The 15206-nt window shown below is 43.6% G+C and carries 13 protein-coding genes; 7 read left to right on the top strand and 6 right to left on the bottom strand.

From position 1 onward, the window contains the following. Positions 1-214 precede the first annotated feature (214 nt). From MKY16_RS21035 to MKY16_RS21010, 6 genes are all read right to left on the bottom strand, one after another. Positions 215-2764 carry an ABC transporter permease gene (locus MKY16_RS21035; RefSeq protein WP_340956889.1) on the bottom strand — a complete coding sequence of 850 codons (2550 nt, stop codon included), beginning with the start codon at positions 2762-2764 and terminating at the stop codon, positions 215-217. After that, the gene (locus MKY16_RS21030; protein ID WP_340956888.1) at positions 2761-3438 is read right to left on the bottom strand and encodes an ABC transporter ATP-binding protein; all 678 of its coding nucleotides are present in this window, start codon (positions 3436-3438) and stop codon (positions 2761-2763) included. Before MKY16_RS21030 ends, MKY16_RS21035 begins: the two co-directional genes overlap by 4 nt. Before the next feature lie 331 nt (positions 3439-3769). Further along, positions 3770-6307: an ABC transporter permease gene (locus MKY16_RS21025; protein WP_340956887.1), complete on the bottom strand. Its 2538-nt coding sequence runs from the start codon at positions 6305-6307 to the stop codon at positions 3770-3772. Then, positions 6304-6981 carry an ABC transporter ATP-binding protein gene (locus MKY16_RS21020; RefSeq protein WP_340956885.1) on the bottom strand — a complete coding sequence of 226 codons (678 nt, stop codon included), beginning with the start codon at positions 6979-6981 and terminating at the stop codon, positions 6304-6306. Before MKY16_RS21020 ends, MKY16_RS21025 begins: the two co-directional genes overlap by 4 nt. A 109-nt stretch (positions 6982-7090) precedes the next feature. Next, a complete protein-coding gene (locus MKY16_RS21015; RefSeq protein WP_340957615.1) occupies positions 7091-8008 on the bottom strand; it encodes a sensor histidine kinase in 918 nt (305 codons plus the stop codon). Continuing rightward, on the bottom strand, positions 8005-8682 hold the full coding sequence (locus MKY16_RS21010; RefSeq protein ID WP_209949891.1) for a response regulator transcription factor: 678 nt from the start codon (positions 8680-8682) through the stop codon (positions 8005-8007). The genes MKY16_RS21015 and MKY16_RS21010 overlap by 4 nt, the downstream gene beginning before the upstream one ends. A 323-nt stretch (positions 8683-9005) precedes the next feature. Here MKY16_RS21010 and MKY16_RS21005 point away from each other — a divergent pair, with 323 nt between their 5' ends. The 7 genes from MKY16_RS21005 (at position 9006) to MKY16_RS20975 (ending at position 15093) form a co-directional block, all read left to right on the top strand. After that, entirely contained in the window at positions 9006-9959 is a 954-nt protein-coding gene (locus tag MKY16_RS21005; protein WP_340956884.1) for an ABC transporter permease, read from the top strand. Then, complete coding sequence (locus MKY16_RS21000; RefSeq protein ID WP_340956882.1) at positions 9949-10899, top strand: iron chelate uptake ABC transporter family permease subunit; 951 nt, start codon at positions 9949-9951, stop codon at positions 10897-10899. Before MKY16_RS21005 ends, MKY16_RS21000 begins: the two co-directional genes overlap by 11 nt. Continuing rightward, positions 10893-11651 (top strand): iron ABC transporter ATP-binding protein, encoded by a 759-nt coding sequence (locus tag MKY16_RS20995; RefSeq protein WP_029519266.1) that lies wholly within the window; start codon positions 10893-10895, stop codon positions 11649-11651. The genes MKY16_RS21000 and MKY16_RS20995 overlap by 7 nt, the downstream gene beginning before the upstream one ends. Before the next feature lie 12 nt (positions 11652-11663). Beyond that, positions 11664-12644, top strand: a complete 981-nt coding sequence (locus MKY16_RS20990; protein WP_340956880.1) for a siderophore ABC transporter substrate-binding protein — start codon at positions 11664-11666, stop codon at positions 12642-12644. 33 nt (positions 12645-12677) lie between these two features. Next, positions 12678-13421, top strand: a complete 744-nt coding sequence (locus MKY16_RS20985; protein WP_340956878.1) for an alpha/beta hydrolase — start codon at positions 12678-12680, stop codon at positions 13419-13421. A 280-nt stretch (positions 13422-13701) separates the two neighbouring features. Next, entirely contained in the window at positions 13702-14613 is a 912-nt protein-coding gene (locus MKY16_RS20980) for an aldo/keto reductase (protein WP_340956874.1), read from the top strand. A gap of 153 nt (positions 14614-14766) precedes the next feature. Beyond that, a complete protein-coding gene (locus MKY16_RS20975; protein WP_025721930.1) occupies positions 14767-15093 on the top strand; it encodes a thioredoxin family protein in 327 nt (108 codons plus the stop codon). The last annotated feature ends 113 nt before the right edge of the window (positions 15094-15206 follow it).

Genomic DNA, 15206 nt, shown 5'->3' with positions numbered 1-15206 from the left:
TATGGAAAGAAAAATGGAAGAGGTGGAGCCGCGAAGATTTTACCATATTCCTCTTCCACAATGCCTATGGAATGCAGAGTAGGGTATGGGGAAGCAGCTACGGTAAGTAGGTCTTTCACCAAAAGGCCTTATATAGCCAGCGATAGATGGTTTTAAAGCATACGATAATGACCTAGCTATAAGTTTTTGCTAGGTCATTTCGACTAAGGGGGATTTATTCTGCTGTTCGCAGTCGCTCTACGATAGTTTTCTTGTTGCTCAGAGAATAAATAGCAAGGGGAAGACAGATCCCAAGCACGAGCAGAACAGGCAACACGAGGATCAGCGGCCAGATAATAAATTTATAACTCATAAACCATATTTGGGCACTCAAGGGTTTCGCAATCAAGACGGAAAGTAGGCTTCCTAATAAGATGGAGCATATGCTGGTGCCGAGGACATAGTACAGACCCTCATAAACAAGCATTGTTTTTAATTGTTTGTTGGTCATGCCAATGCTTTGTAGTATAGCAAATTCCTGATGCCGGGTCAGAATACTAGTTAGAAGTGCGTTTGCAAAATTAAGAATGCCAATCACACCAATAATAATACTGAGCGTACCACCGATCATCAGAATTGTTTTTTGCATACCTGAAAGCTCGGCAATTACGGTGGATTTGGACCGATAGTCCATAACGGGCTCCTTTGCTTCGGTATAATTCGTTAAAAAGCTCTCCATCGTTTTTTCTTTACTGTCGGATACATTGAAGGCGTAACTCATCACTACAGGCTTCTTGACAAGCGTTTTGTAGATATCCGCCGGGAGATAGAAGTCAGTATAACTAGCAACGTCTACACCAGAATTGGATGATTTTATTCCGACATGACCTAGAACTGTGAATTTATGGCTAGTATACTCTTGGGCATTTGCTGTGTCTATATAGTTATGAAGAGTAACCTTTTCACCTACTTTGTATACGGATCGTTTCATTTCAGGATTTTCGTAATCGTCTAACCAGACTCCTTCCAGAATGTACTTTCCCGAAGCTAGCTTGCCATAATCAAGTTCACCATCAATTAATTGTAGTCGGTGAAGGGGGAGATCTTCAAGCCCATACATTATTGCAGATAAGTTGCCGCGAGCGTCAGGAGTGACGATTTCCCCCTTCCCCTCTTTGTTATCTTTATGCTCGATAGCGAATAGATTGCTGCCACTGTACAATCGTCCACCTTCTTCAAAACCGGGTTGTGCCTGTACGGCCTTAATATAGCTTTCCGTTGTTGCATTGTCATGGCCTGTGAAATGTTCTTGAAAATAATCAGCATGTGCAATTAGAAAGTCAGTGTCATGGCTTTTAGACACATACTTATTCATATCCAGACTTTGGGATAATGTAAAAGTAGTATTCAGTAGCACTAGACCTAGAGAAAGGCTAAGCAGCACCAAAGTAGTCCGCCTCTTATTGCGCCCTAAGTTGACTCGAGCCATCAGCGGCATTTTAGCACCGTTAGTTGATTTTTTTAGTTTTTTCTTATCCTTTTTGGTAGCTCCGTCTACGTATCTTACTGCCTCAATCGGAGACACAGTTGCCGCAATTCTGCTAGGCTTATATGCACTGATCATAACTGTTATGACTGCAAACAGAGCGGAGCCGATAAAAATCCATGGGCTGGGGGATATGGTTACCTCAGCATTTGCGTGCATAGAAGTGTTCATAAGCAGCAGAGGGGTAAGCGATTTGCCGACCCCAAAACCCCCGAGCAAGCCGACGGGAACTCCGATCAAGGAAAGAAATAATGCCTGTCTGCGGATGATTCTGCTGATTTGCCTGCTGGTTGTGCCGATGGTTTTTAAAAGACCGTAGAAACGAATATCACGCATCACCGAGATTTGGAAAATATTATAGATGATCAAGTAGCCAGTAAGCATGATCAGTAACAGACCAATGGCTAGGGGAAAGACGGCTTCAGGGTTCGAACTGAAAGTGTTGGAAAGATAAGCCCAGTTAACATTACTGTTAATATAGTTTGGTGCATTTTTGTCCAGGGAATAACCGCTTTCTGTAATCACTTTATTAAGATTTTCTTGCATGTTCGAGCTGTTATCAAACATGATATCTGCATTGATGGCTCCGGTCATATCATGGTCCTGCTTATATGTGTAGCGTAATTCTTCGGCATGGGCATCTACATAAGCTTTAGAAGCATAAATTTGACCTCTGGCTATCGTGGCGGCGGGGTCACTCTTCCACCAGCCGGAGAGGATAAATTCACGCTGTACCATTTTGCCGTGAACCTCAAGCTTCAAGGTCAATGGGGCGCCCTCTTTCAGGGGAGTACCCAGTAACTGTAGGGTCTTAGAGTCCGCGATAACCTCATTTTCTGCCACTGGTTTGTGGCCTTTTTCTAGCTCAATCAATCCTAGCTTCAGCCCTACATCGTCATGATACCAGAACTCCGCACGACGCTTTAAAAATTGCTCGTTTGTCACTTTTTCACTCAACAAGCGGCTATATGCTATCTCTTTAATAAGAGGGTGGTCTTTGATCTGATTAAATTCCTCATCGTTGATATATTTGATAAAAGCATGCGCTTTCCCACCAACCTGTCGTATCGTTGCCTGCTGGAAACTTTCCATCGCGCCAATTCCCATAGTAAACAGAGATGTAAATAACAAAGTGGTTAAGGCAATAGCGATAATCGCAATAATATTGCGGATTTTATTCGCTTTTAAACTTTTATCTGATAAATTACGAACCGCCTTACTGTTTTTTACTTTGATCATCGGGTCGCACCACCTACTATTTTACCGTCCTCAATGCGGATGATGCGGTCTGCCATCTGCGCGATTTCTTCATTATGAGTAATCATCACCATCGTTTGGGCGAACTGTTGGCTGGATACCTTGATCAACCCTATGACATCCAGGCTGGTTTTACTGTCCAGGTTGCCAGTAGGCTCGTCGGCCAAAATAATGGCTGGTTTCGTCGCCAGTGCTCTCGCAATGGCTACCCGCTGCTGCTGCCCTCCCGAAAGATTACCCGGTAGATTATTTAATTTGTTCTCAAGCCCCAGCGTATTCGTAATTTGGGTCAGATAGGCTTTGTCTGGTTGTTTCCCATCCAGTTCAATGGGGAGCACGATATTTTCGTAGACATTTAAGACTGGAACTAGATTATAATTTTGAAATACGAAGCCAATCTTTCGTCTGCGAAAAATAGTCAATTCTTCATCTTTGAGAGAGAAGATATCCTTGCCGTCAATCGTGACATTTCCACTGGTTGGACGATCAAGTCCACCCAGCATATGGAGAAGGGTAGATTTGCCGCTCCCGGACGTACCAACAATAGCGACAAATTCTCCGCTTTCCACCTCCAGATTCACGCCGTCTAAGGCATGAACAGCAGTATCTCCGTTCCCGTAATGCTTCCTTAATGCCTGAGTTTTCAATAGGCCCATATACATTCTCCTCCACAAAAAAATGTCTGTATCGTAGTCATCTACAGTACAGACATTAGCACACTAATCTTTCTACAATCTTTCTGAAATCTAACAGTGTTGAAAGAATAACCTGCCTATGGAAAGAAAAATGGAAGAGGTGGAGCCGCGAAGATTTTACCATATTCCTCTTCCACAATGCCTATGGAATGCAGAGTAGGGTATGGGGAAGCAGCTACGGTAAGTAGGTCTTTCACCAAAAGGCCTTATATAGCCAGCGATAGATGGTTTTAAAGCATACGATAATGACCTAGCTATAAGTTTTTGCTAGGTCATTTCGACTAAGGGGGATTTATTCTGCTGTTCGCAGTCGCTCTACGATAGTTTTCTTGTTGCTCAGAGAATAAATAGCGAGAGGAAGACAGATCCCAAGCACGAGTAGAACAGGCAGCACGAGGATCAGCGGCCAAATAATAAATTTATAACTCATAAACCACATTACGTTACTCAAGGGTCTTGCAATCAAGACGGAAAATAAGCTTCCTAATAAGACGGAGCATATGCTAGTACCGAGCACATAGTATAGACCCTCATAAATGAGCATTGTCTTTAATTGTTTAGTAGTCATACCGATACTTTGTAGTATAGCAAATTCTTGATGCCGGGTCAGAATACTAGTTAGAAGCGCGTTTGCAAAATTAATAATACCAATCACACCAATAATAATACTGAGCGTACCGCCGATCATCAAAATTGTTTTTTGCATACCTGAAAACTCGGCAATCACGGTGGATTTGGATTTATAATGCATCGTTGGCTCCTTTATTTCGGTATAGTTCTTTAAGAAGCTCTCCATCGTTGTTTCTTTACTGTCGGATACATTAAAGGCATAACTCATCACCACAGGCTTCTTCACAAGCGTTTTGTAGATATCCGCCGGGAGGTAGAAGTTAGCATAACTAGCACCGTCTATATTCAAATTGGTTCTCACGCTAACATGACCAAGCACTGTAAATTCATGGCTGGTATACTCCTGATTCAGCGAAGCTTTTGCTGTACCCATATAGTTATGAAGAGTAACCTTTTCACCCACCTTATATTTTTCACTTTCCAAATACGGCTTGTTATTGTCATCTAGGTTAACGTTCTCCAGAATGTACTTCCCCGAAGCCAGCTTACCATAATCAAGCTCACCGTCAATTAATTGTAGTCGATGAAGAGGTAACTCTTCCAGCCCATATGCTATTATAGGCAAGTTACCGTGAGCGTCGGTTTCGTACCCCTCTTTGTTCTCTTTATACTCGACAGTGAGTACATTACTGCCACTGTACAATCGTCCACCTTCTTCAAAACCGGGTTGTGCCTTTATGGCCTGAATATAGCTTTCCGTCGTCGCATTGTCAGGGCCTGTGAAATGTTCTTGAAAATAATCAGCATGTGCAATCAGAAAGTCAGTGTCATGGCTTTTAGACACATACTTATTCATATCCAGACTTTGGGATAATGTAAAAGTAGTATTCAGTAGCACTAGACCTAGAGAAAGGCTAAGCAGCACCAAAATAGTCCGCCTCTTATTGCGCCCTAAGTTGACTCGAGCCATCAGGGGAATCTTAGCACCGTTAGTTGATTTTTTTAGTTTTTTCTTCCCCTTTTGGGTAGCTCCGTCTACGTATCTTACTGCCTCAATCGGAGACACAGTTGCCGCAATTCTGCTAGGCTTATATGCACTGATCATAACTGTTATGACTGCAAACAGAGCGGAGCCGATAAAAATCCATGGGCTGGGGGATAGGGTTACCTCAGCGTGCCTATAATTGTTCATAAGCAGCAGAGGGATAAGCGATTTTCCGACCCAAAAACCCCCGAGCAAGCCGATGGGAACCCCGATCAAGGAAAGAAATAATGCCTGTCTTCGGATAATTCTGCTGATTTGCCTGCTGGTTGTGCCGACGGTTTTTAGAAGACCGAAGAAACGAATATCACGCATCACCGAGATTTGGAAAATATTATAGATGATCAAGTAGCCAGTAAGCATAATCAGTAACAGACCAATGGCTAGGGGAAAGACGGCTTCAGGGTTCGAACTGAAAGTGTTGGAAAGATAAGCCCAGTTAACATTACCGTTAATATAGTTTGGTGCATTTTTGTCCAGGGAATAACCGCTTTCTGTAATCACTTTATTAAGATTTTCCCGCATGTTCGAGCTGTTATCGAACATGATACCTGCATTGATGGTTCCGGTCATATCATGATCCTGCTTATATATGTAGCGTAATTCTTCGGCATGTGCATCTACATAAGCTTTAGAAGCATAAATTTGACCTCTGGCTATCCCGGCGGCGGGGTCACTCTTCCACCAGCCGGAGAGGATAAATTCACGCTGTACCATTTTGCCGTGAACCTCAAGCTTCAAGGACAATGGGGCGCCTTCTTTCAGGGGAGTACCCAGTAACTGTAGGGTCTTCGAGTCTGCGATAACCTCATTTTCCGCCACTGGTTTGTGGCCTTTTTCTAGCTCAATCAATCCTAGCTTTAGCCCTACATCGTCATGATACCAGAACTCCGCACGACGCTTTAAAAATTGCTCGTTTGTCACCTTTCCACTTAACAGGCGGTTATATGCTATCTCTTTAATAAGAGGGTGGTCTTTGATCTGATTAAATTCCTCATCGTTGATATATTTGAGATAACCATGCCCTGCACCACCAGACTGTCGCATCGTTGCCTGCTGGAAACTTTCCATCGCGCCAATTCCCATAGTAAACAGAGATGTAAATAACAAAGTGGTTAAGGCAATAGCGATAACCGCAATAATATTACGGATTTTATTGGCTTTTAAACTTTTATCTGATAAATTACGAACCGCCTTACTGTTTTTTACTTTGATCATCTAGTCGCACCACCTACTATTTTACCGTCCTCAATCCGAATGATCCGATCGGCCATTTGCGCAATTTCCTCGTTGTGGGTAATCATCACCATTGTTTGGGCGAACTGCTGGCTGGATACCTTGATCAATCCCATCACATCCAGACTGGTTTTACTGTCCAGGTTTCCGGTGGGTTCATCTGCCAAGATAATGGCGGGCTTGGCTGCTAGTGCTCTGGCGATAGCTACACGCTGTTGTTGTCCACCGGAAAGATTGTTTGGCAGATTATTCATTTTGTGGTCAAGGCCCAAGGTAAGTGCTATTTTATCTATGTGGGTTTTGTCGGGTTCTTTACCATCCAGTTCAATCGGAAGTACAATATTTTCGTAGACATTCAAGACAGGTACCAGGTTGTAATTTTGAAACACGAAGCCAATCTTTCGTCTGCGAAAAATGGTCAATTCTTCGTCTTTCAGTGAAGAAATATCTTTGCCGTCAATCGTAACGTTTCCGCTTGTTGGACGATCAAGTCCACCCAGCATATGGAGAAGGGTAGATTTGCCGCTCCCGGACGTACCGACAATAGCAACAAATTCACCGCTTTCCACCTCCAGATTCACGCCGTCTAAGGCATGAACAGCAGTATCTCCGTTCCCGTAATGCTTCCTTAATGCCTGAGTTTTCAATAGGCCCATATACATTCTCCTCCACAAAAAAAATGTCTGTATCGTAGTCATCTACAGTACAGACATTAGCACACTAATCTTTCTACAATCTTTCCGAAATCTAACGGTGTTGAAATAATTAAGTATCCATAGGAAGAAAAATAGAGAAGGCAGAACCACGGCCGTAGTGTGACCGTACTTTGATGTACCCACCCTCCGCAGCGATGATTTCTCTAGCTAAAAACAGACCAATCCCGACGCCCTCCTGCGAGTTAACAGTAGGGGAGCGATAGAAGCGAGTAAAGATCTTCCCTTGTTCTTCTTCTGCAATGCCTATGCCGCTATCAGTAATATCAATTCGACAAAACAATTCGTATGCCATCACTTTTATATCCATGCTTCCGCCTGTCTCTGTATATTTTATAGCGTTATCCATAATGTTATAGACAGCTTCACTGGTCCACTTTAGGTCAAAATAAGCATGAATAACGGTGTCCTCCCTAATAACTGAAATCCCTTTGGCATCTGCTTTTGGCGTTATTTGCTCCAGTGCAGCATCAAGGAGCTTATGAACAGATTCTTGCCTTGGCGCTACCGTGATAATCCCCGTTTCAAGCCGCGATGTTTTCAACAATGCCTGGATTAGGAAATTAAGCTTTTCGGCCTGTGCAGATAGAGCTTTCACACAAGTGGAGGTATCCTGTGATAGTTCGTATTCGCTAAGTAGTTGGGAATAAAGCAGGATGTTGGCCAATGGTGTTTTCGTTTGGTGTGAAATATCGGAAATCAGCTCATTTATTTTATTCTTTTCAGCAAGCAGATTTTTGGAGGACACGGAACAAATGGAAAGAAATCTCACGAATTTAGCTTCTATTGAAGAAAGAACGGATTCATCAAAGACATCCTCTGAGAAGCTGCCATTTATCGCGGCATCCAGCATGTCCTCAATGGTTTTCATTGTTTTATGGATGCTCCTGCGATACAGCATAATAGCACCCACAGCGGTGCATACAGCAACAACGGCAATTCCAATACATATATATAGGAGTGTTGTCATTTCAACGCCCATGTGTAGCCCAGCCCATAAACCGTTTTAATATATTGTGGGGAAGAAGGATGATCCTCGAGCTTGTCACGTAGCCTTTTTATCGTAACCGACAAGGCATTTTCACCTACATATTCAGCACCGTCAGTCCAGATGCTGTCTATCAAATGATCACGCGAAACGGTATTTCCTCGATTGTTGATTAGGATGCGCAACAATTTTTGCTCCGTTTTACTTAGTTCAATAGGTGTACCATTTTTAATAAATTCCATTCTCTCGAATGAAAAAGAAAAATTGTCTAGCTGAGTGGAGTCTGCAAGCGAGTATCTGGATTTCTTTAGCTGAACGCCAACTCTTGCTCTCAGTACCATAAGACTGAAGGGTTTGGTGATATAGTCGTCAGCACCCAGCTCAAAACCAGTGACGACATCTGTTTCCATATCATTCGCAGTCAGAACGATGACGGGTATAGTTGTTTTTTTTCGTATATCTGTTAAAAGATCAAGCCCGTTTCCATCTGGTAAATTAATATCAAGAATGACTAAATCAAAAGCAGTGATGTTCAATTGTTCTTTTGCAGCAGCAATGTCATACGTTTGTGTAAATACGTTGTTAGGTTCTTTAAGAGCAAGAACAATACCGTTACTCAAGGCGATATCGTCCTCGACGATTAGTATGTGATTCATCATTCTCCTCCTGTTTTTTTGGTCCATCAAATTAATGAAACCCCAATTCCAATATTTTCTACAGTAATGAAAGAAAGGGCAATCCTAAATATTCCATCTCTATTTTACAGGATATTGCTCTTATTTGCTCATTCGCTCTTTAGACTATTCAGGTTTTGCTAACACCTTTCTTGATATGGTTTATTCATTGCAAAAAAATTTGACAGATACAATATCACTGATATAATTTATGCTAGTTGATTTTGATAATCATTATCATTATTGGAGGGGAGGACAGGGCCGAAGCTTGGTACAGGTTATTGGACAGGCTCCCTTAGTTAGAGATGAAATTGCGCTATTTAATACTGGCTTTTCTGGTACTGGCTTTCGCCTCGGTTTTTATTGGTGTTCATGATGTAACTCCACTTGATTTGTTCCACTTAACCAACGATCAGGCGCAGGTACTCCTGATTAGCAGATTCCCACGATTGATCAGTATCATTATCGCAGGGGCGAGTATGAGTATCTGTGGATTGATCATGCAGCAGCTTACCCGGAACCGATTTGTTTCTCCCACCACTGCAGGGACGATGGATGCGGCACGATTGGGTGTGCTGATGGCTATTATGGTGTTTGGAGCGGCGGAATTCTGGACGAAGATGCTGACGGCTTTCGGATTTGCTCTAGGGGGAACACTGATTTTTATGAAAATACTGGATAAAATCCGTTTCAAGGACCCGGTATTTATCCCGCTGGTCGGTTTGATGTTTGGAGGCATCTTAAATTCGGTAACGACTTTTTTTGCCTACAAATATAATCTGATTCAGGGCATTTCTTCGTGGATGCAGGGAGATTTTTCTCTCATTATGAGTGGTCGCTATGAGATGCTGTATCTTAGTGTTCCTTTGGTCGCGTTGGCGTACATATATGCGAATCGTTTTACAATTGCAGGCATGGGTGAGGATTTTGCAGCCAATTTGGGAGTTCATTACAAGCGTACCGTCAATGTCGGGTTAGTGATCGTGGCTTTGGTTTCCTCTGTTGTCATCTTAACGGTCGGGACAATTCCCTTTTTGGGGTTGGTTGTACCTAATCTCGTCAGTATGTATATGGGGGATAATCTGAAAAAAAGCCTGGCCCATACAGCGATCTTGGGCGCCGTTTTTGTGCTGTTTTGCGATATTTTGGGGCGGGTGATCATTTATCCGTATGAAATTTCTGTAGGGCTTACGGTGGGTGTGATCGGGAGCGCGTTGTTCTTGTATTTGCTGCTGAGGAGAAGGGCTTATGAATCCTAAATTAAAAATCGGCATATTAGCCGCTGCCGCGCTTGTGTTGATTGCTGCTTTCGTGTTTATAGATCTTCCGCATACCTGGCATTACGCGCTGCCACGACGATTGAAAAAGATCGCAGCTTTCATTCTGACAGGTGGCTCCATTGCTTTTGCAACCGTTATTTTCCAGACGGTTACGAATAATAAGATTTTGACTCCGGGTATTATCGGGCTGGATTCGCTGTATATGCTGATTCAGACGACGATTATTTTTGCATTTGGTTCCGTTCCTTTCATTTCGACCAGCAAAGAAGTGAACTTTTTGCTGTCGGTGGGGCTGATGGTGCTGTTCGCAGGACTGCTATACAAATTAATTTTCCGCAAAGATGGACGCGGGATTTATGTGCTTTTGCTGATTGGTCTGGTGTTCGGCACACTATTCAACAGTCTGTCTACCTTTATGGAGGTACTGATTGATCCGAACGAATTTGCGAAAATTCAGGACAAGAGCTTTGCCAGCTTTAGTAATGTAAACACCGAACTGTTATGGCTTTCTGTATTCGTGCTTGTGCTCGTATTTGCTTATGCGTGGAGATTCATCAAGTATCTGGACGTGCTGTCGCTCGGACGAGAGCATGCGATTAATTTAGGTCTCCCTTATGGTTTTATTATCAAAAGGCTGCTAATTATCGTAGCGATTCTCATTTCCATTTCTACAGCGCTTGTCGGGCCGATTACGTTTCTCGGATTAATTGTGGCCAATGTGGCTTATCAGGTGATGAAAACCTATCAGCATCGTTATATTATTCCGACCTCTATCTGTGTCAGTGTTATTGCGTTGGCAGGATGCCAACTGCTGGCAGAAAGAGTATTCGACTTATCGACAACAGTCAGCGTCATTATTAACTTTATCGGGGGGGTGTACTTCCTGTACCTTTTGCTGCGGGAGAATAAGTCATGGTAGAAGTCAAAAACGTAACCAAACGCTACGGGAATAAAAATGTGGTGGATCAGGTATCTGTCACTGTACCTAAAGGCACGATTACCTCCTTTATTGGACCTAACGGCGCTGGAAAAAGCACCTTGTTGTCGATGATCAGTCGCCTGACTGACAGTGATGAGGGAGAAATCCTCATTGACGGGCAGGCCGTGAGCCTGACGAAAAGTGAGGAGCTAGCTCGGAAGATATCGATTTTAAAACAGACCAACGATGTCAACATCCGCTTAACCGTGAAGGAACTAGTCAGTTTCGGTCGTTTTCCGTATTCCAAGGGCAGATTGAACAGCGAGGATCGCAAAATGGTGGAGCAATCTATGGCTTACATGGGACTGGAGGATATGAAGGACAAGCATATTGATTTGCTTAGTGGGGGACAGCGACAACGGGCTTTTATTGCCATGATTTTGGCTCAGGACACAGAATACATCCTCCTGGATGAGCCACTGAACAATCTGGATATGAAGCATTCGGTTCAGATTATGAAGACGTTGCGTGGTTTAGTTGATGATCTCGGCAAAACGATTCTAGTCGTGCTGCACGACATTAATTTTGCATCCTGCTATTCAGACTATATTGTGGGGATGAAGGATGGCAGGTTGCTAAAACAAGGAACGGCAGACGAGATGATTGATAGTCAGGTATTAAAGGACTTGTACGATATGGATATTCCGATTCAACAGATTGGTGACCATAAAATTTGCGTTTATTTCACTTAGGGGGAATGTTAAATGAAGAAAAATATGATGTTTTTAACGCTGATGCTTGCATTGGTACTGATCGCGTCAGCCTGTGGCAAAGCAGCTCCGGCAACACAAGAGACGACTGGAAACGGCTCCTCTGCTGCAACAACGGAATCCAAAACCATCTCGGTCAAACACGCACTGGATGAAAACCCGGTCCAAGTCAAAGTTAACCCCAAAAATGTCGTTGTCTTTGATTTTGGTTCATTGGATACGCTCGATAAGCTGGGTGTTGACGTTGCGGCAGTGGCGCAGCAGGATCTTCCTACGTATTTGAGCAAATATAAAGATTCCAAATATGCAAGTGCGGGCACGCTGTTTGAACCGGATTACGAGAAAATCAGTGATCTGTCTCCTGAACTGATCATCATCGGCGGCAGACAAGCTGATGCATATAAAGAGTTGAGCAAAATTGCACCGACCATTTCGATGGCGGTAGACACCAAGGATTATATCCATTCCTTTAAGAAAAACGTTGAAACACTGGGGCAAATCTTCGACAAAGAGGATGCTGCCAAGCAGGAACTGGCTGCGATTGATAGCTCCATCAAGGGCGTACATGACAAGGCTGTAGCGAGCAAAGCTAAAGGACTGATCGTGCTGACAAATGAAGGAAGCCTGAGCGCATATGGCTCACAATCCCGTTTCGGTATCATTCATGATGCTTTTGGCGTAACCCCTGTAGATCCTGGCATTAAAGTATCCACGCATGGACAAAAAGTTTCTTTTGAATATGTACAGCAAAAAAATCCGGATTATATTTTTGTCGTTGACCGTGGAGCAGTGGTGGTCGAAGAAGGCAAGGAGCAGGTTACAGGTAAACAAACCATGGAGAATGAACTGGTGAAGAAAACCAATGCATTTAAAAACGGTCATATTATATACCTTGATCCTAACTACTGGTACCTGTCAGGTAATGGTCTGGAATCCGTATCTGAAATGATCAAGGAAATGGATGCTGCATTGTAATGCATACATTTACATCATGGGGGACTGTGTAGGATGAAAGGTCATGTAGATGAAATTTCATTAGATGGGTATCTTGTGCACGTCTATACACCTCCCGTCTCCGTGAATCATAATGAGCTGTATCCGGTGCTGTATGTGCAGGATGGTAGCTCTTTATTTCTAAGCGGATTAGATGAGCTGGAAAGAGGTTTTTCTACGGGGGAGCTGCCCCGTGTGGTGCTGGTAGGTATTCAGCCCGTAAATCGGCTGGATGATTATACGCCTTGGAAGGCAGCTGCTTTAGTAGAAGGAAGACCTGCTTTTGGTGGTGGTGGAGATGCCTATCTGGCGTTTGTGGTTACAAAAGTAATGCCATACGTCGAGGCAAAATATCCAGTGCATACTGGAACGGAGCATACGGGCATTATCGGCGCCTCATTGGGCGGATTAATTTCCATGTATGCCGTCTTCCAGTATAAGGACGTATTCGGACGCGTCGGTTCTATCTCAGGCTCGTATTGGTATCCGGGTATGATTGATTATATGCAATCTGCATCATGTGCAACTGTGAGGGATGGGACACAACGCTTTTATATATCTGTCGGGACCCGTGAAGGTGAAGGAAAGACGAATGTACAAAAAGATATGGTTCCGCTCACCCTCCAGGCATACGAGTTGCTGCGGACACAGGGACTGGATGCAAAAGATGTGCTTCTTGAGCTGGATCAGGATGCGGTGCATCGTGTGGATTGTTTTCAACGTCAATTTCCTAAGGCCGTCCAATGGCTGTTCGGATAGCATGGGATGGAATACGAATCTCATACAACAACCTCAGAGGATTGGAGAGCGTGGAGTCTCTATGCCTTTGGGGTTGTTTTTTTTGTATATTTTTTTCGTATAATAGAATCAATTTCATAATACCTTCAGTAGCTTTAATAAAGAGTACATATAGATCAAAATGGTTTAATTTGTCTATATGTACTATACACTTCGTTGGTTTAATCATTTATGAAATTGATTCAATAGAGAAATATTGAAAATTTAAAGTTATACGTTATTGGAAGTGAGGGGAGCATAAATGAAAAGAAACCGCCTAGGATCATCAGATTTGCTGGTAGGTGAGATTGGCCTGGGATGTATGTCGGTCGGTACGGAGGAGCAGCAAGCTGTTTACTTGATTCATGAAGCGTTGGATAAAGGCGTAAATCTGTTGGATACGGCTGATTTGTACCAGCATGGACGCAATGAAGAAATTGTGGGGGCAGCGATCCGTGGACGGCGGCAGGATGTTATCCTGGCGACCAAGGTTGGGAATCGGCGCATACCAGGGCAGGAGGGCTGGGAATGGGACCCGTCCAAGAAATATATCCTGTCAGCTGTTAAAGAAAGTCTGCGTCGCCTGGGAACGGACTATATCGACCTGTATCAGCTGCATGGAGGGACAATTAACGATCCGATAGACGAAACCATTGAGGCTTTTGAGCAGCTACAGCGGGAGGGCGTCATCCGTTATTATGGTATTTCCTCCATTCGCCCGCACGTCATCCGTGAATATGTCAAACGCTCGAATATCGTTAGTGTTATGAATCAGTATAGTTTACTGGACCGACGTGCAGAGGAAGAGGTACTGTCTTTGCTTCAGGAGCGGGGAATCAGCGTGATTGCACGTGGACCCGTAGCGAGCGGTGTATTGGCTGATAAGGGGGAAGAAAAGGCAGCGAAGGGATACCTAGACTACGAAGAAGCAGAGCTGCTGGACGTGCGTAAGCAATTAAAGGCTTTTGCAGGGGCGGACCGTAGTATGGGGCAGACAGCTATCCGTTATAGCCTTTCACATCCGACTGTCGCTGCTGTGATCCCGGGTGCAAGCTCTTTGGGACAATTGGAGCATAATATTTCTGCTGCGGATATTGCACCGCTAACTCAACAAGAGCGGCAGGCGCTACAGCAAATTAGCCGAGCCAATCGTTATGATACGCAATACCGCTGATCCGGGCAATGATGGGACAAGTGTCAAACATGTAGCCGTCCCAGTTGCAATTTATAAAAGAACCATTACAATATAAGAATAAGCTTCCGTTTATATAATTCCATATGTGAATATGGAGATGTTTTGTAAATACAACCTAGGAGGGACTAACGAATGGAACGCATCGAATCTCAGCAGCAATATCAGGATTTAATTAACGGTGACGGTCTGACCGTCGTGAAATTTGATACAACCTGGTGTCCGGATTGCAAGACACTGGATAAATTTATGGACGGCATTATTGAAGAAAACGCGGATAAGCGTTTCTTTGCGCTTGATGCGGAGAAATTCCAGCCGATTGCCGACGAAAATCAAGTGCGCGGCATTCCGAGTCTGCTCGTGTTCCGAAATGGCGAAAAAATTGCTCATTTGCACAGCAAATACGCTAAAACGCCAGCTCAAATCTCGGAATATTTGACTACGCTGGAATCCAAACAATAATCAGAACGCATGATAGGGGGATCGTTCAGTACGATCTATCCTTTCTGCAAAATAGTAAAAGGGATATCCAAGGCTGATCATTCAGACCCTATGGATATCCCTTTTTAGTTATT

The sequence above is a fragment of the Paenibacillus sp. FSL L8-0641 genome, from assembly GCF_038006265.1.
In the GTDB taxonomy this organism is placed as follows: Bacteria; Bacillota; Bacilli; order Paenibacillales; family Paenibacillaceae; genus Paenibacillus; species Paenibacillus polymyxa_D.
Note: the sequence above shows the minus strand (reverse complement) of the source record. Positions and strands in the feature narration are given on the sequence as shown.

What these genes read in the sequence shown, in the direction of transcription:
- MKY16_RS21035 (WP_340956889.1), bottom strand. Translation starts at nt 2,764, where the DNA reads ATGATCAAAGTAAAAAACAGTAAGGCGGTTCGTAATTTATCAGATAAA.
- MKY16_RS21030 (WP_340956888.1), bottom strand. Translation starts at nt 3,438, where the DNA reads ATGGGCCTATTGAAAACTCAGGCATTAAGGAAGCATTACGGGAACGGA.
- MKY16_RS21025 (WP_340956887.1), bottom strand. Translation starts at nt 6,307, where the DNA reads ATGATCAAAGTAAAAAACAGTAAGGCGGTTCGTAATTTATCAGATAAA.
- MKY16_RS21020 (WP_340956885.1), bottom strand. Translation starts at nt 6,981, where the DNA reads ATGGGCCTATTGAAAACTCAGGCATTAAGGAAGCATTACGGGAACGGA.
- MKY16_RS21015 (WP_340957615.1), bottom strand. Translation starts at nt 8,008, where the DNA reads ATGACAACACTCCTATATATATGTATTGGAATTGCCGTTGTTGCTGTA.
- MKY16_RS21010 (WP_209949891.1), bottom strand. Translation starts at nt 8,682, where the DNA reads ATGAATCACATACTAATCGTCGAGGACGATATCGCCTTGAGTAACGGT.
- MKY16_RS21005 (WP_340956884.1), top strand. Translation starts at nt 9,006, where the DNA reads ATGAAATTGCGCTATTTAATACTGGCTTTTCTGGTACTGGCTTTCGCC.
- MKY16_RS21000 (WP_340956882.1), top strand. Translation starts at nt 9,949, where the DNA reads ATGAATCCTAAATTAAAAATCGGCATATTAGCCGCTGCCGCGCTTGTG.
- MKY16_RS20995 (WP_029519266.1), top strand. Translation starts at nt 10,893, where the DNA reads ATGGTAGAAGTCAAAAACGTAACCAAACGCTACGGGAATAAAAATGTG.
- MKY16_RS20990 (WP_340956880.1), top strand. Translation starts at nt 11,664, where the DNA reads ATGAAGAAAAATATGATGTTTTTAACGCTGATGCTTGCATTGGTACTG.
- MKY16_RS20985 (WP_340956878.1), top strand. Translation starts at nt 12,678, where the DNA reads ATGAAAGGTCATGTAGATGAAATTTCATTAGATGGGTATCTTGTGCAC.
- MKY16_RS20980 (WP_340956874.1), top strand. Translation starts at nt 13,702, where the DNA reads ATGAAAAGAAACCGCCTAGGATCATCAGATTTGCTGGTAGGTGAGATT.
- MKY16_RS20975 (WP_025721930.1), top strand. Translation starts at nt 14,767, where the DNA reads ATGGAACGCATCGAATCTCAGCAGCAATATCAGGATTTAATTAACGGT.